Below are 19,885 nucleotides of genomic sequence, written 5' to 3' on the forward strand. Positions count from 1 at the left end.
TCCGTTTCAGATATTCAAGGGTGAATAGTAAAGATGAACGTACGCGTCTGGAAGGCACTGGATTTTCATGAGTCAGCACACTGCTCGGCTGGTTTGGCGGGGGGGCAAGCCAGCCGAAGGGCAATGTTATCTGACTGGAGCAGAACTCCCTTATACCAAGGGGGACAGCCCGGTAGCATCTGGGATTTTAAGTTCGGGTGACTTGGTAAATGACAGTCGCGTTTGAGCAAACACACCTGACCGGTCACCAATTTGTGACCTCAATCTTCCTTCGGCACCGTCCAGAACAGCTGCACACCACCATCATCACGCCAGGCGAGGGTAACGTTGTCGTTTTCGGCTATTTCTTCAAGCAGTTGAGCCCAGTCATCTTCCGATTCGTCCTGCAGACGAAAGAGCAGGGCTGCTCTGGATTTCTGCGCGGTCGGCGAGTTGATGATCTTCTGTACCCGAATGCCCATGCGCTGATAGGAGTCGGGGGCTGAGGTTGCTGAGGATTGATTTGCCACGGAAAAAGTCCCTGAATAAGCTGTACGTGCGTACAGTATTTGAGTGTCGGATCTTTCGCAACACTTACGCAGGATAATGTTTCCGCCCTTTGATGATGCCTGTATCGTTTCACCTGCACATTCGTATAGGCCCAAGGAGTGAACATGAAATTCAAATTGCTGGTGCTGCCTGCCGTGGTTGCGGCTTCTCTCATGTTGTCTGGATGCTCCACCCCGTCGGTCGTCACGTTGCAGGACGGAACGCAATACATCACCAAGGATGCGCCAAAGACCAAGAGCCGTGACGGTTTCTATGAGTTCGAAGATATTTCGGGCAAAACCATCCGGATCAAGGCCGACGAAGTGGCCACTGTCCGCCCCGAAGAGTGAGACAGCGCTGCCCGGAGCAATCCTTCGGGCAGACTTCATTTCCCCGATTGACAAACCCTGCGACATTTTTCATAGTTCGCTTCTCGCAAACGTTTGCGCATCGATCCTGCGGATTGATTCTGCGTCGTTCGCCCGAACAATAATCACAAGATCGGAGATGAACTCATGAAGCTGCCATTCGCTGGACGCCTGCTCGCTGTCGCCATGTTTTCTGCCCTTGCGGCAATCGTTCCCCTCTCAGCCGTACACGCCCAGACCCCTGAAAAGCCTAAAGTCGCGCTGGTCATGAAATCCCTGGCCAACGAGTTCTTTCGGACCATGGAAGACGGTGCCAAGGCTTACCAGAAAGAACACGCCAGCGAGTTTGATCTCGTCTCCAACGGCATCAAGGATGAGTCCGATACCGCCAGCCAGATTCGCATTGTCGAGCAGATGATCGTTTCCAAGGTCGATGCACTGGTCATTGCGCCTGCCGACTCGAAAGCGCTGGTGTCGGTCTTGAAGAAAGCCTCCGATGCCGGGATCAAAGTCGTCAACATCGATAACCAGCTCGACGCCGACGTACTCAAAAGCAAGAACCTGCAGATTCCGTTCGTAGGCCCAGATAACCGCAAGGGCGCTGCCCAGGTCGGTGATTATCTGGCGACCAAGCTGAAGGCAGGCGATGAAGTCGGCATCATCGAAGGCGTGCCGACAACCACCAATGCCCAGCAGCGTACGGCCGGTTTCAAGGACGCCATGGACAAGGCGCAGATGAAAGTCGTGTCGGTACAGTCCGGCAACTGGGAAATCGACAAGGGCAACGCCGTCGCGTCCGCCATGCTGAACGAATACCCGAACCTCAAGGCATTGCTGGCCGGCAATGACAGCATGGCACTGGGCGCCGTTTCTGCCGTACGTGCTGCAGGCAAGACTGGCAAGGTGATGGTGGTGGGTTACGACAACATCAACGCCATCAAGCCGATGCTCAAGGATGGTCGAATCCTCGCCACCGCCGATCAGTACGCTGCCAGGCAGGCCGTGTTCGGGATCGAAGCGGCACTCAAGGCCGTCAAGGGCGAGAAGGTCGACACCAACGAGAAGGGCGTTATCGAAACGCCGGTCGAACTCGTTACCCAACCTTGATCCACACCGAGTGAAAGGCGTCTGCCCGAACAGGGCAGGCGCTGGGAGAAATGTATGTCAGCGTCTGCTCAGACGGCTGTTCTTTCGGTCAGTGGCATTGGTAAAACCTACGCTCAACCCGTGCTTGGCGATGTCGACCTGACGTTGATGCGCGGTGAAGTGCTGGCCCTGACCGGGGAAAACGGTGCCGGAAAAAGCACCTTGTCAAAGATCATCGGCGGGCTGGTCACGCCCACCACCGGCAGCATGCAATTTCAGGGGCAGCCCTACCAGCCAGCCAATCGCACCCAGGCCGAAAAGCTCGGGGTGCGTATGGTCATGCAGGAGCTGAACCTGCTGCCAACCCTGACCGTTGCCGAAAACCTGTTTCTGGACGATCTGCCACGCCGCGCGGGCTGGATCGATCGTAAGCGCCTGCGTGAAAACGCCATCAAGGCCATGGCCCAGGTTGGCCTGGATGCGATTGACCCGGACACGCTGGTTGGCGATCTGGGCATCGGGCATCAGCAGATGGTGGAAATTGCCCGTAACCTCGCTGGCGACTGCCACGTGCTGATTCTCGACGAGCCGACGGCGATGCTGACCTCGCGTGAAGTCGAAATGCTGTTCGAGCAGATCACGCGGTTGCAGGCTCGTGGCGTCTCGATCATCTACATTTCCCATCGCCTCGAAGAACTGGCCAGAGTGTCGCAGCGCATCGCCGTGTTGCGTGACGGCAAGCTGGTTTGCGTCGAGCCGATTTCCCGTTACAACAGCGAGCAACTGGTCACCCTGATGGTGGGGCGCGAACTGGGCGAACACATGGATATGGGCGCCCGGCAGATCGGCGAAGTCGCACTGTCGGTCAAATCGCTCAACCGCAAGGGCAAGGTCCAGGACGTCTCGTTCGATGTCCGCCGCGGTGAAATCTTCGGTATCTCCGGGCTGATCGGGGCGGGGCGGACCGAGCTGCTGCGCCTGATCTACGGCGCCGACATCGCCGACAGTGGCACGATTGAAGTGGGCCAGCCATTGCAGGCCGTCACCATTCGTTCGCCCGCCGATGCGGTCGAGCATGGCATTGCCTTGATCACGGAAGACCGCAAGAGCGAAGGCTTGCTGATGTCGCAATCGATCAGCGCCAACATCGCGCTGGGCAACATGAAAGCCATTTCCAGCGCAGGCATCGTCAATGCCGCTGACGAGCTCAAGCTCGCACAGCGTCAGGTGGACGCCATGCGTATTCGCAGCTCCAGCCCGACCCAATTGGTGTCGGAACTGTCCGGCGGCAATCAGCAGAAAGTGGTGATCGGCCGCTGGCTGGAGCGCGACTGCCCCGTCATGTTGTTCGACGAGCCAACGCGGGGCATCGATGTCGGCGCCAAATTCGACATCTATGCGCTGCTCGGCGAACTCACTCGTCAGGGCAGGGCGCTGGTGGTGGTTTCCAGTGATCTGCGCGAACTGATGCTGATCTGTGACCGCATCGGCGTGCTGTCGGCCGGTCGCCTGATCGATACGTTCGAACGCGACAGCTGGAGTCAGGACCAATTGCTGGCCGCAGCCTTTGCCGGTTATCAGAAACGTGATGCGCTGCTCAACGATGCAGCGCCCAGGAACGAGCCATGAAAAACGACACATCCCCGACGCTGACACTGCCGGCCCGTCGCGGCGGCACTTATTTCGGCCTGGGCACTTACCTGGGACTGGCGGGCGCCTTGCTGGCGATGATCGTCCTGTTCTCGCTACTCAGTGACCATTTCCTGTCGTACCAGACCTTCAGCACCCTGGCCAACCAGATTCCTGATCTGATGGTGCTGTCTGTCGGCATGACCCTGATCCTGATCATCGGCGGCATCGACCTGTCCGTGGGTTCGGTACTGGCATTGGCTGCAGCCGCGGTCAGCGTGGCTGTTCTGGGCTGGGGCTGGAGTGTGTTTCCGGCCGCGTTGCTGGGCATTGCCTGCGCAACACTGGCGGGCACCATCACCGGTTCGATCACCGTCGCATGGCGCATCCCGTCATTCATCGTCTCGCTGGGCGTGCTGGAAATGGCCCGGGGCGTGGCTTACCAGATGACTGACTCGCGCACGGCCTACATCGGTGATTCGTTCGCCTGGCTGTCCGATCCGGTGGCATTCGGTATTTCCCCGTCTTTCATTATTGCGCTGCTGGTGATCATCGTCGCTCAGGCTGTGCTGACCCGCACCGTCTTCGGTCGCTACCTGATCGGTATCGGCACCAATGAAGAAGCAGTGCGTCTGGCAGGCATCAATCCCAAGCCCTACAAGATCCTGGTGTTCTCGTTGATGGGGCTGCTGGCGGGCGTCGCGGCGCTGTTCCAGATCTCGCGACTGGAAGCGGCTGATCCAAATGCCGGTGCCGGGCTGGAATTGCAGGTGATCGCCGCTGTGGTCATTGGCGGTACCAGCCTGATGGGTGGACGCGGTTCGATCATCAGCACATTCTTCGGCGTGCTGATCATTTCGGTACTGGCCGCAGGCCTGGCGCAGATCGGCGCCACCGAACCCACCAAACGCATCATCACCGGCGCTGTGATCGTGATTGCCGTGGTGCTGGACACCTACCGCAGCAACCGGGCGCGGCGACAGGGCTGACATGGCAACCATCAAGGACGTAGCAGCACTGGCCGGGATTTCCTACACAACGGTTTCCCATGTGCTGAACAAGACCCGGCCGGTGAGCGAGCCGGTCCGGCTCAAGGTCGAGGCGGCCATCGCACAACTGGACTACGTGCCCAGTGCGGTGGCCCGTTCGCTCAAAGCCAAAAGTACGTCGACCATCGGCCTGTTGATTCCCAATGGCATGAACCCGTATTTCGCCGAGCTGGCCAGAGGCATCGAGGACTACTGCGAGCGCAACGGTTTCTGCGTGATTCTGTGCAACTCCGATGACAATCCCGAGAAGCAGCGCAGTTACCTGCGGGTTCTGCTGGAGAAGCGGGTAGACGGCCTGATCGTCTCATCGGTGGGCGCAGACGCGAGTGTTGCGGGAGGTCTTGCGGACGTTCGCACGCCGTTGGTCATCGTCGACCGCGAGCTAGAAAGTATCGAAGCCGACACGGTGCGTATCGATCACGAGCAGGGTGCCTATCTGGCGACGCGTCATCTGCTTGATCTGGGGCATAAACGCATTGCCTGTATCGGTGGGCCTCGCAACAGCACGGTTGCCGAAATGCGTCTGGCAGGGTATCGGCGTGCGATGCAGGAGGCGTCTGTCGAAATTGATCCGCAGTGGGCCGTACACAGTGATTTCACCAGTTCGGCCGGATACGAGGCCGCAGGCGAACTGTTGGCCAGGCATCAGCCCACCGCGATCTTCGCCGGTAACGACGTCATTGCCATTGGTGTGCTGAGAGCTGCCGCCGAACGCAATATTGCCGTCCCGCAGCAATTGTCGGTCATCGGTTTCGATGACATCGAAATCAGCCGCTATGTCTATCCCGCACTCACCACCGTCGGCCAGTCGATCATGCAACTGGGCGAAACGGCGGCGCAAATGCTCTTGTGCAGAATCGCGGCGCCTCATGCCTCGCCCGTCGAAAAGCGTCTGGTGACGCCTGTCGTCGTGGTGCGTGAATCCACGGCCGCACCCTACAACGCTCCTGATCAATGATGAGCACGCACAGCAACGAGTGAATGAGCCATGCAAGCAAAAATAGTGATAGTGGGCAGTCTCAATATGGATCTGGTGATCCGTGCCCAGCGTCTGCCGCGCCCTGGCGAAACACTGATCGGAGACAGTTTCGCTACCGTTCCCGGTGGCAAGGGCGCCAACCAGGCGGTCGCCGCTGCACGTCTGGGTGCTGAGGTGGCAATGATCGGCTGTGTGGGCGCCGATGCCTACGGAGAGCAGTTGCGTGCTGCGCTGCTGGCCGAACGGATTGATTGCCAGGCGGTGACAGTGGTCGATGGCGTACCCACCGGCATTGCCTTGATCGTGGTCGACGCCAACAGCCAGAATGCAATCGTCATCGTCGCGGGCGGCAATGGTCAACTGACGCCTCTGCTGATCGAGCGCTTCGACTCACTGCTCGCGGGTTCGGACATTGTCATCTGTCAGCTCGAAGTCCCGACCGAGACGGTCTTCCACACCTTGTCGCGTGCCCGTGAGCTGGGCAAGACCGTCATTCTGAACCCGGCGCCAGCCAGTGAGCCGCTGCCCGCCCACTGGTACAGCCTGATCGATTACCTGATTCCCAACGAAAGCGAAGCCCAGGCATTGTCCGGGATCAGCGTCGACTCGCCAGCCTCTGCGCAACAGGCGGCTCTGGCGCTGCTGGCAGCCGGTGCACGTAACGTGATCATCACGCTTGGTGAGCAGGGGACGTTGTTCGCCAGTGCCGCTGGCGTCGAACATATTCCAACGCGTCGCGTTCAGGCCGTGGACACCACCGCTGCAGGTGATACCTTTGTCGGTGGTTTTGCAGCGGCGCTCGCCAGAGGGCAGAGCGAATCGCAGGCCATCCGCTTTGGTCAGGCTGCCGCAGCGCTGTCGGTCACCCGCGCAGGCGCGCAGCCGTCCATCCCGACGTTCGAGGAAGTACAAGGATTCAACCCGAGATGAAAAAAACACCGCTACTCAATATCGCCCTGTCGCGCGTGATCGCATCGCTGGGTCACGGCGATATCCTGATGATTGTTGACGCTGGCATGCCGGTGCCGCCCGGCGTCGAACTGATCGACCTGGCCCTGACCCGTGGCGTACCGGATTTCGTCAGCGTGCTGGATGTGGTGTTGAGCGAAATGCAGGTCGAAAGCCACGTGCTGGCAAATGAAATGGCTGAAATCAAGCCACCTGCTTTGCAGGTCATCGAGAGCCTGAACCTTGATGATCAATTGGGTCATCAGCGCTGGATCAGCCATGACGACCTGAAAATTCTGAGCCGCAAGGCCAAGGCCATCATCCGCACTGGCGAGTGCCAGCCCTACAGCAATGTGGCGCTGGTATCCGGGGTTGTGTTCTAGGCATTCAGCCTGAACACGTATTCATGACAGGGAGCTACACATGACGTTGACACAGTTTTCCAGACAACTCATTCGGGGGGCGTTGCTCTTGTCCATTCTCGGTGCTACAGCCGTTCAGGCCGTCGAAAAGCGTGACGTGATCATTGACACCGACCCGGGTGCCGACGATGTGGTCGCCTTGCTGCTGGCGTTGGCATCGCCTGAAGAACTCAATGTCATGGCGATCACCACCGTTGCCGGCAATGTGCGTCTGGACAAGACATCACGTAACGCCAGGCTCGCTCGCGAGTGGGCAGGCCGCGAGGAAGTGCCGGTGTATGCCGGTGCGCCCAAACCTCTGGTACGTACGCCGATCTATGCGGAAAACGTGCATGGCAAGGAAGGCTTGCCCGGCGTACCGGTACACGAACCGGCCAAAGGGTTGGCCCAGGGCAACGCCGTTGATTATCTGATTCAGACGCTCAGCAAGGCCAAGCCTCACAGCATTACCGTTGCAATGCTTGGCCCACAGACCAACCTTGCGCTCGCATTGGTGCAGGCACCGGAGATCACCCAGGGCATCAAGGAAGTGATCGTCATGGGTGGCGCGCACTTCAACGGCGGCAACATCACTCCGGTTGCCGAGTTCAACATCTTTGCCGATCCTCATGCGGCGCAGATCGTTCTGGCCAGCGGTGTGAAGCTGACCTACGTGCCGCTGGACGTGACTCACAAGATCCTGACCAGCGAGAAGCGTCTCCAGCAGATTGCCGCGCTGAACAATCAGGCTGGCAAGCTGGTGGAAGGTATCCTCAACGAGTACGTGAAGCTGGATATGGAGCACTACGGCCTGCCGGGCGGCCCGATTCACGACGCCAGCGTCATCGCCTGGATGCTCAAGCCCGAACTGTTTTCGGGCAGACAGATCAACGTGGCGATCGACAGCCGTGAAGGCATTGGTTTCGGCCAGACCGTCGCGGACTGGAACGGTACGCTCAAGCAACCGCAAAACGTCTTCTGGGTCGAGGATGGCGACGCCCAGGGCTTCTTCGATCTGCTGACCGAGCGTCTGGCTCGATTGAAGTAACGCTGTCTGGAGTCGAAGGCTGTCAGGCAGGCAGCTCTGTCGTCGCGTATCGGCTCCACACCTGAGTGATGAAGGCTCGGGCACCCTCGGTGCCCAGTTCCTTGATCAACAGATCGACGGCAATAATCACCAGCTCCTCCGGTGTGCCCGGGCTGTGCGAGCAGTGGCCCTGGGGCCATTTGGCCTTGATGTCTGCATCGATCGAAATCACTGTCATGTCCGTCTCGCCTTCAAGAAAGCACCGCATTGCTCGGGCAGCCGTGCATTGCCCGTTATCCCTATGGTCAGTTGCAGTAAACCATTGTGCGAGCCGTTTGACACTTCTACTTACGCATCATGAGTGCGATCTGACGTCCGTTGAAAACATGTTGTGACGATTTGCGGGCGCATGGAAAAGCGGGGCGAGGCAGACTGCGCGCGCCTTGCAGACATCCTCGCTTACGAGTGGTGGCGATGACTGCGGTGCAACCAATGCGGCAAGGTGCGGTCGCACAAGGTCTGGAAAATGTTTATTGGCAAAGGAGGGTGTATGCCCTGGAAATTCGCAACATTGGGTTTTGTGGTCGTGACGTCGGTTCTGGCAGGGTGCAGCAGCACGCCTGATTCGGTGCCCGAGGCCACCAGCAAGACCGAGGCGCCCGCCGCCAGTAATACCGTGCCGGGCCGCTGTGATGCAGAGCCTGCACAATTTGCCATTGGCAAGCAGGCATCCATCGATTTGCTGACCCAGGTACGCAGCCGTACCGGCTCCATGGATGCACGCATTCTGGGTCCCAACGATATGGTCACGCTTGAGTACCGCTCCGAGCGCGTCAACGTCAATACCGACGCCTCCGGCAAGGTGATCCGCATCAACTGCGGCTGAACCTCGCTCATTGCGCAGGCATAAAAAAACCCCGTCAATGACGGGGTTTTTTCAAATCAAGTGGATCAGTCCACTTTGACTTCTTCTGCCTGCATGCCTTTCTGGCCTTTAGCAGCAACGAAAGAAACGGTCTGGCCTTCTTTCAGGCTTTTGAAACCGTCGCTCTGGATTGCTTTGAAGTGTACGAACAGGTCGTCACCGCCACCTTGTGGAGTGATAAAGCCGAAGCCTTTTTCATCGTTGAACCATTTTACGGTGCCGGTTTGGCGATTAGACATGGTGTATCTCCAAGAACATAATTTTCAATAGCGTGCTGCTCAGGCCAACTGGGCACACCGGCCTATCATAGTCGAAATGTACGAAAAGACAGCTATTTAGGTGGGAACTTTGAGCGTCGCGCGTAGGTATGCAGATCGTCATATTCAGGAATGGCCGAATCGGCTTGCTGGCTGGCGTGGATTTACGCGTACGAGGAGGGCGCTCAAAGCCCCGTTTGACGGGGCCTTGAATGGTATTGGCACTGACAGAATGCCGCTCAACGACAGGGCGTTTTTACACGCTCGGCCGGATATTAATTTTTTGCTTTAGTGCAGTTTTCGGTGACCAGTTTCTGCAGTTTGGAGGTCAATTCCGGGCTTGGCGCAGTGCCAGTATTGTTCAGCGACGCGATTTCCTTGTCGGAGAAATGGCTGTCCACCTGTTTGGCGCCGCAGTCGCAATGCGCCTTGGCGGTCTTGTCATCCAGGTTCTGTGCCTTCGCGGCACTGATGCACTCTTGAGTGAACGTGCTGCGAGTCGCTCCGTCCATCGCGGCCTGGGCGCCCAATGGGGCCAGAATTGCAGCGCAAGCGAGGAGTGCGGACAGGCGTGGAAGCTTCATGGTGTTCTCCTTTGCTGGGGAAATTCTTGCAGGTTGACGAATAGTTCTGACGGTTTGCGGACGTACCAGTTCAGGTGCTGTGGCGATTTCATCTTCATTTGTCATGAGGTGCGACTCGACGGCTGCACTGTGATAGGATGCGCGTCCTGTAAATTTCCAGCACCCTCTATTGGCTTTGTTTTCAGTCAGGTGCAGCAGGTTTTGTACACTCCAGTCATCTGGTCCGTTTCAAGGTTGGCCGCAAGGCTCCTGCCACTGTGAGGCAGGCGTACCACCGGATCACGTACTGGCTCATCCCAACCCACGTGACCTTTGGTAGGGGTCACCACTAGGAGAGGAGGCGCCATGCCAACTATTACTCTTCCCGACGGCAGTCAACGTTCTTTCGATCATGCGGTTTCCGTAGCCGATGTCGCGCTTTCAATTGGTGCGGGTCTGGCCAAGGCCACCGTGGCCGGCAAAGTCGACGGCAAGCTTGTCGACGCCTGCGACCTGATCGAAAACGATGCCAGCCTGCAGATCATCACCCCGAAGGATCAGGAAGGACTGGAAATCATCCGTCACTCTTGTGCTCACCTGGTAGGCCATGCCGTCAAGCAGTTGTACCCGACTGCAAAGATGGTCATCGGCCCGGTGATCGACGACGGCTTCTATTACGATATCGCCTACGAGCGCCCGTTCACGCCAGATGACATGGCGGCGATCGAGCAGCGCATGCAGCAGCTGATCGAAAAAGACTACGACGTCATCAAGAAAGTGACCCCGCGCGCCGAAGTGATCGAGGTGTTCACCGCCCGTCACGAAGACTACAAGCTGCGTCTGGTCGAAGACATGCCGAACGAGCAGGCCATGGGCCTGTATTATCACGAAGAATATGTCGACATGTGCCGCGGTCCGCACGTGCCGAACACCCGCTTCCTGAAGTCCTTCAAGCTGACAAAGTTGTCCGGTGCCTACTGGCGCGGCGATGCCAAGAACGAGCAGTTGCAGCGCGTCTACGGCACCGCATGGGCTGACAAGAAGCAACTGGCGGCCTACATCCAGCGTATCGAAGAGGCCGAAAAACGCGACCATCGCAAGATCGGCAAGCGTCTGGGCCTGTTCCATACCCAGGAAGAAGCGCCGGGCATGGTGTTCTGGCACCCTCAGGGCTGGACCCTGTATCAGGTGCTCGAGCAGTACATGCGCAAGGTTCAGCACGAAAACGGCTATCTTGAAATCAAGACGCCGCAAGTGGTTGATCGCTCGTTGTGGGAAAAGTCCGGCCACTGGGCCAACTACGCCGACAACATGTTCACCACAGAGTCCGAGAGCCGCGACTACGCCATCAAGCCCATGAACTGCCCTTGCCACGTGCAGGTGTTCAATCAGGGTCTGAAGAGCTACCGCGAGCTGCCGATGCGTCTGGCCGAGTTCGGTGCCTGCCATCGAAATGAGCCGTCAGGTGCCTTGCATGGCATCATGCGTGTACGTGGCTTCACTCAGGACGACGCGCACATCTTCTGCACCGAAGAGCAGATGCAGTCCGAGTCCGCAGCCTTCATCAAGCTGACCCTGGATGTCTATGCCGATTTCGGCTTCAAGGACATCGAGCTCAAGCTGTCCACTCGCCCTGAAAAGCGCGTCGGCTCCGATGAGTTGTGGGATCGTGCAGAATCGGCTTTGGCCGCAGCACTCGACAGCGCAGGTCTGCCTTATGACCTGCAGCCAGGCGAGGGTGCGTTCTACGGTCCGAAGATCGAGTTCTCTCTGAAAGACTGCCTCGGCCGTGTCTGGCAGTGCGGCACCTTGCAGCTGGACTTCAATCTGCCGATCCGTCTCAGTGCCGAGTACGTTTCGGAAGACAACAGCCGCAAGAGTCCGGTCATGCTGCACCGTGCAATCCTCGGTTCGTTCGAGCGTTTCATCGGTATTCTGATCGAACACTACGAAGGTGCGTTCCCGGCCTGGCTGGCGCCGACTCAGGCAGTGATCATGAATATCACTGACAAACAGGCCGATTTTGCCCTCGAAGTCGAAAAAACCTTGGCCCAAAGCGGGTTTCGTGCCAAGTCCGACTTGAGAAATGAAAAGATCGGCTTTAAAATCCGTGAGCATACTTTGCTCAAGGTTCCTTATCTCCTTGTGATAGGAGATCGGGAGGTTGAAATGCAAACTGTCGCTGTGCGGACACGTGAAGGCGCTGACCTCGGCTCGATGCCGGTCGCCCAATTCGCTGAATTCCTCGCACAAGCGGTTTCCCGGCGTGGTCGCCAAGATTCGGAGTAATTATTATTAAGCGTGAAATGAGACAAGATAAACGAGCTGCACCCAAGGCCCCGATCAATGAGAATATCTCGGCCCGCGAGGTTCGGTTAATTGGCGCTGACGGCGAGCAGATTGGCATCGTCTCGATTGATGAAGCGCTTCGTATAGCGGAAGAGTCGAAGCTGGATCTGGTAGAGATTTCTGCCGACGCAGTACCTCCTGTCTGCCGTGTGATGGATTACGGCAAGTCGATCTTCGAGAAGAAGAAGCAGGTCGCTGCAGCGAAGAAAAACCAGAAGCAGATCCAGGTTAAAGAAATCAAGTTTCGTCCAGGGACGGAGGAAGGGGATTACCAGGTAAAACTGCGCAACCTGGTACGTTTCCTGAGTGACGGGGACAGGGCCAAGGTATCGTTGAGATTCCGCGGTCGTGAGATGGCCCACCAGGAGCTGGGTATGGAATTGTTGAAGCGGGTTGAAGGTGACCTTCTCGAATACGGTTCCGTCGAACAGCATCCTAAGATGGAAGGACGCCAGCTGATCATGGTCATCGCCCCGAAAAAGAAGAAGTAACCACCAGGGCACGGCAGGCCTTGCGGTTATGTTTATCAACTGAATGCGGAGTATCCGAACATGCCAAAGATGAAGACTAAAAGTGGTGCAGCTAAGCGGTTTCTGAAAACTGCTAACGGCATCAAGCACAAACACGCTTTCAAGAGCCACATCCTGACCAAAATGTCGACAAAGCGTAAGCGTCAACTGCGCGGAAGCAGCCTGCTGCATCCGTCCGACGTGGCAAAAGTCGAGCGCATGCTGCGCCTTCGTTAATTTTGATCAAGATATAGAGGAAGTAACTCATGGCTCGTGTTAAGCGTGGCGTCATTGCCCGTAAGCGTCACAAGAAAATTCTGAAACTTGCAAAAGGCTACTACGGCGCGCGTTCACGCGTATTCCGTGTTGCCAAGCAAGCGGTAATCAAGGCAGGCCAATACGCCTACCGTGACCGTCGTCAGAAAAAACGTCAGTTCCGCGCTCTGTGGATCGCTCGTATCAACGCTGGTGCTCGTGTTAACGGTCTGTCCTACAGCCGTTTCATTGCCGGCCTGAAAAAAGCGTCCATCGAGATCGACCGTAAGGTTCTGGCTGATCTGGCAGTGAACGAAAAAGCGGCGTTTGCTGCGATTGTCGAGAAAGCTAAAGCCACTTTGGCCTAAGTCCCCGACAATCACTGGCCCCGGTTTTCCGGGGTCGGTGTTGAACGTCATAAATAGGGGAAGAGCCTTCAGCTCTTCCCCTATTTCGTATCTGGAGTCTGTACATGGAAAACCTGGACGCGCTGGTCTCTCAAGCTCTTGAGGCTGTGCAAAGCGCCGAAGATATCAATGCCCTGGAGCAAATCCGGGTTCACTACCTCGGCAAGAAAGGCGAGTTGACTCAGGTGATGAAGACCCTGGGGAACCTGCCTGCTGAAGAGCGTCCGCAAGTCGGTGCGCTGATCAACGTTGCCAAGGAACGTGTCACAGAGGTCCTCAATGCACGCAAGGCATCGTTTGAGCAGGCAGAACTAACTGCCAGACTCGCGGCCGAATGCATCGACGTGACCCTGCCGGGCCGCGGTCAGACCTCTGGTGGTCTGCACCCGATCACCCGCACTCTGGAGCGGATCGAACAATTCTTCACTCACATTGGCTACGGCATCGCCGAAGGCCCTGAGGTCGAAGACGATTACCACAACTTCGAGGCGCTCAACATCCCTGGCCACCACCCGGCGCGGGCGATGCATGACACCTTCTATTTCAATGCGAACATGCTGTTGCGTACTCACACCTCCCCGGTGCAGGTGCGGACCATGGAATCGAAGCAGCCGCCGATCCGGATCGTTTGTCCGGGCCGTGTCTATCGCTGCGACTCGGATATCACCCACTCGCCGATGTTCCACCAGATCGAAGGCTTGCTGGTCGACCGTGATATCAATTTCGCGGACCTGAAAGGCACCATCGAAGAATTCCTGCGCGTGTTCTTTGAGAAAGAGCTGGCCGTTCGCTTCCGTCCTTCGTTCTTCCCGTTCACCGAGCCATCGGCGGAAGTCGACATGGAATGCGTGATGTGCAGCGGCAAAGGCTGCCGTGTCTGCAAGCAGACCGGCTGGCTGGAAGTCATGGGCTGCGGCATGGTCCACCCGAACGTGCTGCGCATGTCCGGTATCGATCCTGAAGAATTTCAGGGTTTTGCATTCGGCATGGGCGTAGAGCGTCTGGCCATGCTGCGTTACGGCGTCAATGATTTGCGCCTGTTCTTCGACAACGACTTGCGGTTCCTCGCGCAATTTCGCTAGGTCGCACGTAACGAATCTTTCAGGAGAGCAGGATGAAATTCAGTGAACAATGGCTGCGCGGCTGGGTAAGCCCGCAGGTTTCCCGCGACGAGCTGGTTGCTCGTCTGTCGATGGCCGGTCTTGAGGTTGACAGCGTCACGCTGGCCGCCGGCGTCTTCACCGGTGTCGTGGTCGGCGAGGTGCTGAGCACCGAGCAACACCCTGATGCCGACAAACTGCGTGTTTGCCAGGTCAGCAATGGCACCGAGACTTTCCAGGTCGTCTGCGGTGCGCCTAATGTGCGCCCGGGCCTGAAGATCCCGTTCGCCATGATCGGTGCCGAGCTGCCGGGCGATTTCAAGATCAAGAAAGCCAAGCTGCGTGGCGTCGAGTCCAACGGCATGTTGTGCTCCGCTGCCGAATTGCAGGCCGGCGAGGGCAACGATGGCTTGATGGAACTGGCTGCTGATGCGCCGGTGGGTCAGGACATTCGTGTCTATCTGGGGCTGGACGATGCCAGCATTGAGGTCGATCTGACCCCGAACCGTGGCGACTGCCTGTCGGTTGCCGGTCTGGCTCGTGAAGTCGGTGCGCTCTATGCCGCTGAAGTCACGCGTCCACAGGTGGCAACCGTTGCTGCTGTGCACGACGAAGTTCGCCCTGTGGAAGTGCTGGCACCTGCGGCTTGCCCACGCTATCTGGGCCGCGTCATCCGCAATGTCGACCTGTCTCGTCCGACCCCATTGTGGATGGTCGAGCGCCTGCGTCGTTCCGACGTGCGCAGCATCGATGCCGCTGTCGACATCACCAACTACGTGATGCTGGAACTGGGTCAGCCGCTGCATGCATTCGATCTGGCCGAAATCAACGGCGGGATTCGCGTACGCATGGCCGAGGAGGGCGAGAAGCTCGTTCTGCTCGATGGTCAGGAAGTCAGCCTGCGTGCCGATACCCTGGTTATCGCCGACCATCAGCGCGCGCTGGCGATTGCCGGTGTCATGGGTGGCGAACACAGCGGCGTGACCGCTGGCACGCGCGACATTTTCCTGGAAAGTGCCTTCTTCGACACCATCTCGGTGGCTGGCAAGGCGCGTTCCTATGGTCTGCACACCGACGCATCCCATCGTTACGAGCGCGGTGTCGACTGGCAACTGGCTCGCGAAGCGATGGAGCGGGCAACCGGTCTGCTGCTGGAAATCACGGGTGGCGAAGCCGGTCCTGTGACCGAAGTGGTCAGCGAACAGCACTTGCCGTCCGTGGCTGCGGTGACATTGCGCGCGAGCCGCGTCGAGCAAATGCTCGGTCTGGTGATCGAGAATGCCGAAATCGAGCGCTTGCTCAAAGCGCTGGGTCTGGGTGTCTCGGCCGAAGCGAATGGTCAGTGGCATGTCACCGTGCCAAGTCATCGTTTCGACATCAGCCTCGAAGTCGACCTGATCGAAGAGCTGGCGCGTCTCTATGGCTACAACCGTCTGCCGGTTCGTTACCCGCAGGCCCGTCTGGCACCGCAGGCCAAGGCCGAAGCCCAGGGCGATCTGCCTGAATTGCGCCGGCTGTTGGTTGCACGTGGCTATCAGGAGGCTATCACCTACAGCTTCATCGATCCCAAGTGGTTCGAACTGTTCACGCCAGGCGTCAAGCCGCTGTTGCTCGCCAATCCGATCTCCAATGACATGGCCGCCATGCGCGCCTCGCTCTGGCCGGGTCTGGTCAAGGCGTTGCAGCACAACCTCAACCGTCAGCAGGATCGTGTGCGGATGTTCGAAAGTGGCCTGCGTTTCGTCGGGCAACTGGAAGGTCTGAAGCAAGAGCCGATGCTGGCTGGCGTGGTATGTGGCAGCCGCCTTCCGGAAGGCTGGGCGCAAGGCCGTGACGCTGTCGATTTCTTCGACGTGAAAGCCGATGTGGAAGCCGTATTGGGCTTCGCTGGCGCACTGGGCGATTTCAGCTTCACGCCGGGCGAGCATCCTGCGCTTCATCCGGGCCAGACAGCGCGTATCCTGCGCGATGGTCGTGAAGTCGGTTTCCTGGGCGCAATTCACCCTGAGCTGTCGAAGAACCTGGGTCTGGATCGTCCGGTGTTCGTTTTCGAGCTGGTTCTGGGTGAGGTCGCCAAAGGCCGTCTGCCAAAATTCCACGAGCTGTCGCGCTTCCCTGAAGTGCGCCGCGACCTGGCACTTCTGGCCGATCGGGATGTCTCTTCCAGTGCGGTAATGGACGTTATTCGTGAAAATGCAGGCGAATGGCTCACAGACCTCAGGCTATTTGATGTTTATCAGGGTAAAGGCATTGATCCGCATAGAAAAAGCCTTGCGGTCGGCTTGACCTGGCAGCATCCATCGCGCACTCTTAATGACGATGAGGTCAACGCAACGACACTTGCCATCCTCACCTCACTTGAGGAGAGGTTAAACGCCACATTAAGGAAGTAGCGTATGGGGGCTCTGACGAAAGCTGAAATGGCCGAACGTCTGTACGAAGAGCTGGGCCTGAATAAACGAGAAGCCAAGGAATTGGTGGAGCTGTTCTTCGAGGAAATCAGGCACGCTCTGGAAGACAACGAGCAGGTAAAACTGTCCGGTTTCGGCAATTTCGACCTGCGAGACAAACGCCAGCGGCCTGGGAGAAATCCCAAGACCGGCGAAGAAATTCCGATCACGGCACGCCGTGTGGTCACCTTTCGTCCAGGGCAGAAGTTGAAGGCCCGAGTTGAGGCATATGCTGGAACCAAGTCATAACGACGAGCTGCCGCCGATTCCTGGCAAACGCTACTTCACCATCGGTGAGGTGAGCGAGCTCTGCGCGGTGAAACCGCACGTTTTGCGCTATTGGGAACAGGAATTTCCTCAGCTCAACCCCGTAAAACGCCGCGGAAACCGTCGGTATTATCAGCGCCAGGATGTGCTGATGATCCGCCAGATTCGCGGCTTGCTATACGACCAGGGCTTTACCATCGGAGGAGCGCGTCTGCGCCTTACCAACGGTGAAGTCAAGGACGATACCCAGCAGTACAAGCAGATGATCCGGCAGATGATTGCCGAGCTGGAAGACGTACTGGTCATGCTCAAGTCGTAACCGAGCCAACCAGATACTTCCATAATTCAAAAGCTTAGGGTATATTCCTCGAAGTTTTCGCAACATGCGAAACAGTTTCACGCCTAGTCGGGGCGTAGCGCAGTCCGGTAGCGCACTAGCATGGGGTGCTAGGGGTCGAGTGTTCGAATCACTCCGTCCCGACCATATTCTCCAATGATCGAGCCCAGCCTTTTCAGGTTGGGCTTTTTCATGGGCGGGACTTTTGCAGGGGATAGGCCAGTGGTGATTCAGCCTCTTTGCGGATCAATAAGCACAAGCAAGGCAAGTAACATAATCCCCGGTTTCGAATCTGCCGATGACCGGCAACCAATGAGTCTGCCAATCGTCTATTCTCGGTGAAACGATTTTGTCAGGTGGAATACAAGATGTTTTCAAAGTCCGATCTCCAACGAGTCCTTGAGACCGCTTTTTTGCCCTCCAAGTGTGAATGCGTCATGGGGGCGAACGAAACCTTTTCGGTCAAGCTTCTCCATCCCGAAACAGGTGAGCTTCAGTTGTATGTCACGGGGATGCCGCTGTCCGACCTGGCCACCAGCCGGTCCATCGCAAAACTGGTGCTCTCACTGAAAGAGCAGAGAGACCTGATGGGGCAGATGGAGTTGTCGATGAAGCGCTTGGCTTAGGGCAGAGCGGAAAAGCCCGGCGCCGGGCCGGGCTCGCCTTACTTACAGGTGCCGCCCTTGTGGTGCGAACCTGTTCCACCAGTTGGATGCGTGCCCTTGGGGCAGGCTGACGCAGAGACTGAGACTATTGAAAGTAGAGCGATAAGTCCGGCTACAGCTATCTTTTTCATGATGCCTCCTTGCACTGCGGTATGCAGTACAAGGCTATCGGCGCTGATGGTAACTTCTTAACGAACTCGGCATTGATATGCCGAAGTCTCTTCTATCGTCCAATCCCCGCGCCAAGCGCCAGCCGGAACCGCGTTTATCGTGGATAGGGTGCCATGGGCGAACGGTTGCCAATCCGATGATCAGCCTTCATGCCACCATGAACTCCGCCAGACGATCACATGCATCAATTGAGACTTCTCTTGGCATGCGCACACGCCTAAAAACTTGAAAAATCCATCAAGTTCAAGCGATTACAGTCGATACCCATACGCACCGTTACTAAGTGGCAATTTGGTACAGATCTGTTCAGGATGCCGCGTTATTTGATCGTCATGGAAAGCGAAATGAACGAAATGAAAGTCCCGTCTTCACCCCGCAAGGTCGGAATCATTCTGGGAATCCTGATTGCGCTGATGCCTCAGTTCTTCGCCTGGCTGCTGCTGCGTAAAGGGCATACAAAAAAAGCCAGGCTGATTGGCTTCGGGTGGATGGCGCTCTGGATGATTATTTCCTTGGTCTTACACAAGCCTGCCAATCGTGATTCATCAGCTTCCGTTGCTCCGGCCGTTACCGTAGCCCCCGCAGCGTCGCCCGCAACCCCGGCTGAAGTTGCTCCTGCTCCTGCTCCTGCTCCTGCTCCTGCTCCAGCCGCGGCTCCAGCGGCCAAACCTGTCGCTCAGGCAACTGCCGAACCCGTTGCAGAACCTGTAAAAGCCTACACGGCCCTACAGGTATCGACCGGATACGATGAAAATACCGTAGCGGCGGACATGCTGTACAAAGACAAGCGCGTGCAAGTGACCGGTCGCATTCTGGACATCAATACCGATTTCATGGGGTATCCGTACCTGATATTGGCTGGACACAACAGGATGCTGGCACCGCAGTTCAAGTTCGGCAAGTCTCACTTGTCATCGATTGCGGCGCTGAAGAAGGGGGCAGAGGTGTCTGTTGTCTGTACGGGGACTGGCGACTTGGCCAAGACGCCGATGTTCAAGGACTGTGTGTTTCCAAAGTAAGCACGAGTCACCGGGTCAAGCGTGAAAGACCTCATCACCATTCGCCTCAAACGAAAAAGCCCATCCTGAGATGGGCTTTTTCATGTCCAGCGAGTTTCACACGTTCTGCGGCAACGCTTTTACCGGCTACTGAACAACCATGATTTTTTTAGGCTGACACATCAGCAATGAACTGCCATCCGGCATTTCCAGAATGATGCCGTAGGCCCCTGTGTCCAGGCCAGACAGATCGACGGTGAAATTGAAGCCCGTCTTGAGCAGTTTTTCGTTGTTGAAGAATTTGACAATATCCGGCCGATCCACCTGAGCGGGCTTCTCAAAGGTATGAGGGGCGCCTTGTGCACCCGTGAGACGAAGCCTCAACTGAGTCGGCGATGCCTGTTTCTGCGTATCAACGGCCCAACCAGAGACCATGACCGTACCTCGCTTGACGTAGACGGTCGCGTCGCCACTCCCTCCGATGGCATCGATAGAACATTTATCTGTCGCATAACGGCTGACAGTTTTGCTTTCTTGCGTGTCGCCGCATCCTGCAAGCGAAGCCAGGCCGATAGCCATTGCAACAAGTGCGGTAAGTTTTCTGTACATGAGGTTTC

24 protein-coding genes and 1 tRNA gene are annotated in these 19,885 nt (G+C 57.4%); 20 read left to right on the forward strand and 5 right to left on the reverse strand.

From position 1 onward, the window contains the following. Window positions 1-260: 260 nt before the first annotated feature. Complete coding sequence (locus QRN20_RS16610; RefSeq protein WP_043306431.1) at window positions 261-461, reverse strand: DUF1654 domain-containing protein; 201 nt, start codon at window positions 459-461, stop codon at window positions 261-263. Between the two features lie 192 nt (window positions 462-653). On the opposite strand from QRN20_RS16610, the gene QRN20_RS16615 reads away from it, so the two are divergent. The 8 genes from QRN20_RS16615 to QRN20_RS16650 all read left to right on the forward strand — a co-directional run bounded on the left by QRN20_RS16615 (window position 654) and on the right by QRN20_RS16650 (window position 8,036). Beyond that, window positions 654-878 (forward strand): YgdI/YgdR family lipoprotein, encoded by a 225-nt coding sequence (locus QRN20_RS16615; RefSeq protein ID WP_004886930.1) that lies wholly within the window; start codon window positions 654-656, stop codon window positions 876-878. Between the two features lie 165 nt (window positions 879-1,043). Next, window positions 1,044-2,003, forward strand: coding sequence for a sugar ABC transporter substrate-binding protein (locus tag QRN20_RS16620; protein ID WP_058431197.1), 960 nt, complete (start codon window positions 1,044-1,046; stop codon window positions 2,001-2,003). A gap of 54 nt (window positions 2,004-2,057) precedes the next feature. After that, on the forward strand, window positions 2,058-3,611 hold the full coding sequence (locus tag QRN20_RS16625) for a sugar ABC transporter ATP-binding protein (protein WP_025994988.1): 1,554 nt from the start codon (window positions 2,058-2,060) through the stop codon (window positions 3,609-3,611). Continuing rightward, on the forward strand, window positions 3,608-4,600 hold the full coding sequence (locus QRN20_RS16630; protein WP_025994989.1) for an ABC transporter permease: 993 nt from the start codon (window positions 3,608-3,610) through the stop codon (window positions 4,598-4,600). The genes QRN20_RS16625 and QRN20_RS16630 overlap by 4 nt, the downstream gene beginning before the upstream one ends. 1 nt (window position 4,601) lies before the next feature. Next, a complete protein-coding gene (locus QRN20_RS16635; protein ID WP_122412557.1) occupies window positions 4,602-5,618 on the forward strand; it encodes a LacI family DNA-binding transcriptional regulator in 1,017 nt (338 codons plus the stop codon). Between the two features lie 30 nt (window positions 5,619-5,648). Further along, entirely contained in the window at window positions 5,649-6,569 is a 921-nt protein-coding gene (rbsK, locus tag QRN20_RS16640; RefSeq protein ID WP_122412556.1) for a ribokinase, read from the forward strand. Next, window positions 6,566-6,970, forward strand: a complete 405-nt coding sequence (rbsD, locus tag QRN20_RS16645) for a D-ribose pyranase (RefSeq protein WP_004886940.1) — start codon at window positions 6,566-6,568, stop codon at window positions 6,968-6,970. The genes rbsK and rbsD overlap by 4 nt, the downstream gene beginning before the upstream one ends. A 40-nt stretch (window positions 6,971-7,010) precedes the next feature. Continuing rightward, entirely contained in the window at window positions 7,011-8,036 is a 1,026-nt protein-coding gene (locus QRN20_RS16650; RefSeq protein ID WP_004886941.1) for a nucleoside hydrolase, read from the forward strand. Between the two features lie 22 nt (window positions 8,037-8,058). Here QRN20_RS16650 and QRN20_RS16655 read toward each other — a convergent pair whose 3' ends face one another. Next, a complete protein-coding gene (locus tag QRN20_RS16655) occupies window positions 8,059-8,253 on the reverse strand; it encodes a hypothetical protein (RefSeq protein ID WP_004886943.1) in 195 nt (64 codons plus the stop codon). 312 nt (window positions 8,254-8,565) lie between these two features. Here QRN20_RS16655 and QRN20_RS16660 point away from each other — a divergent pair, with 312 nt between their 5' ends. Then, window positions 8,566-8,901, forward strand: a complete 336-nt coding sequence (locus QRN20_RS16660) for an I78 family peptidase inhibitor (RefSeq protein ID WP_004886945.1) — start codon at window positions 8,566-8,568, stop codon at window positions 8,899-8,901. Window positions 8,902-8,966: 65 nt separating this feature from the next. Here the strand turns inward: QRN20_RS16660 and QRN20_RS16665 are convergent, their stop codons facing one another. Both QRN20_RS16665 and QRN20_RS16670 read right to left on the reverse strand, forming a co-directional pair. Continuing rightward, window positions 8,967-9,179 (reverse strand): cold-shock protein, encoded by a 213-nt coding sequence (locus tag QRN20_RS16665; RefSeq protein ID WP_004886948.1) that lies wholly within the window; start codon window positions 9,177-9,179, stop codon window positions 8,967-8,969. A gap of 293 nt (window positions 9,180-9,472) precedes the next feature. Continuing rightward, the gene (locus QRN20_RS16670) at window positions 9,473-9,781 is read right to left on the reverse strand and encodes a hypothetical protein (RefSeq protein WP_004886950.1); all 309 of its coding nucleotides are present in this window, start codon (window positions 9,779-9,781) and stop codon (window positions 9,473-9,475) included. Window positions 9,782-10,126: 345 nt separating this feature from the next. On the opposite strand from QRN20_RS16670, the gene thrS reads away from it, so the two are divergent. The 11 genes from thrS to QRN20_RS16725 all read left to right on the forward strand — a co-directional run bounded on the left by thrS (window position 10,127) and on the right by QRN20_RS16725 (window position 19,289). Next, window positions 10,127-12,049: a threonine--tRNA ligase gene (gene thrS / locus QRN20_RS16675; protein WP_025994994.1), complete on the forward strand. Its 1,923-nt coding sequence runs from the start codon at window positions 10,127-10,129 to the stop codon at window positions 12,047-12,049. Beyond that, window positions 12,049-12,600, forward strand: coding sequence for a translation initiation factor IF-3 (infC, locus tag QRN20_RS16680; RefSeq protein ID WP_170969009.1), 552 nt, complete (start codon window positions 12,049-12,051; stop codon window positions 12,598-12,600). Before thrS ends, infC begins: the two co-directional genes overlap by 1 nt. A 60-nt stretch (window positions 12,601-12,660) precedes the next feature. Then, window positions 12,661-12,855 carry a 50S ribosomal protein L35 gene (gene rpmI, locus QRN20_RS16685; RefSeq protein WP_002553160.1) on the forward strand — a complete coding sequence of 65 codons (195 nt, stop codon included), beginning with the start codon at window positions 12,661-12,663 and terminating at the stop codon, window positions 12,853-12,855. A 29-nt stretch (window positions 12,856-12,884) separates the two neighbouring features. Continuing rightward, window positions 12,885-13,241: a 50S ribosomal protein L20 gene (gene rplT / locus QRN20_RS16690; protein ID WP_002553161.1), complete on the forward strand. Its 357-nt coding sequence runs from the start codon at window positions 12,885-12,887 to the stop codon at window positions 13,239-13,241. A gap of 104 nt (window positions 13,242-13,345) precedes the next feature. After that, a complete protein-coding gene (gene pheS / locus QRN20_RS16695) occupies window positions 13,346-14,362 on the forward strand; it encodes a phenylalanine--tRNA ligase subunit alpha (protein ID WP_004886956.1) in 1,017 nt (338 codons plus the stop codon). A 32-nt stretch (window positions 14,363-14,394) separates the two neighbouring features. Continuing rightward, window positions 14,395-16,773, forward strand: coding sequence for a phenylalanine--tRNA ligase subunit beta (gene pheT, locus QRN20_RS16700; RefSeq protein ID WP_029243699.1), 2,379 nt, complete (start codon window positions 14,395-14,397; stop codon window positions 16,771-16,773). A 3-nt stretch (window positions 16,774-16,776) separates the two neighbouring features. Then, window positions 16,777-17,079, forward strand: coding sequence for an integration host factor subunit alpha (gene ihfA / locus QRN20_RS16705; RefSeq protein ID WP_002553164.1), 303 nt, complete (start codon window positions 16,777-16,779; stop codon window positions 17,077-17,079). Then, window positions 17,060-17,416: a MerR family transcriptional regulator gene (locus tag QRN20_RS16710; RefSeq protein WP_029243700.1), complete on the forward strand. Its 357-nt coding sequence runs from the start codon at window positions 17,060-17,062 to the stop codon at window positions 17,414-17,416. The genes ihfA and QRN20_RS16710 overlap by 20 nt, the downstream gene beginning before the upstream one ends. Window positions 17,417-17,504: 88 nt before the next feature. Further along, window positions 17,505-17,581, forward strand: a tRNA-Pro gene (locus QRN20_RS16715). A gap of 221 nt (window positions 17,582-17,802) precedes the next feature. Continuing rightward, entirely contained in the window at window positions 17,803-18,060 is a 258-nt protein-coding gene (locus QRN20_RS16720) for a DUF1652 domain-containing protein (protein ID WP_088234998.1), read from the forward strand. A gap of 554 nt (window positions 18,061-18,614) precedes the next feature. Further along, window positions 18,615-19,289 carry an OB-fold protein gene (locus QRN20_RS16725; protein ID WP_122755065.1) on the forward strand — a complete coding sequence of 225 codons (675 nt, stop codon included), beginning with the start codon at window positions 18,615-18,617 and terminating at the stop codon, window positions 19,287-19,289. Between the two features lie 126 nt (window positions 19,290-19,415). Here the strand turns inward: QRN20_RS16725 and QRN20_RS16730 are convergent, their stop codons facing one another. Next, window positions 19,416-19,877 (reverse strand): hypothetical protein, encoded by a 462-nt coding sequence (locus tag QRN20_RS16730; protein ID WP_096767698.1) that lies wholly within the window; start codon window positions 19,875-19,877, stop codon window positions 19,416-19,418. Window positions 19,878-19,885 lie beyond the last annotated feature (8 nt).

This window comes from Pseudomonas sp. fls2-241-TYG-175 (assembly GCF_030209155.1).
Classification (GTDB): Bacteria; Pseudomonadota; Gammaproteobacteria; order Pseudomonadales; family Pseudomonadaceae; genus Aquipseudomonas; species Aquipseudomonas viridiflava.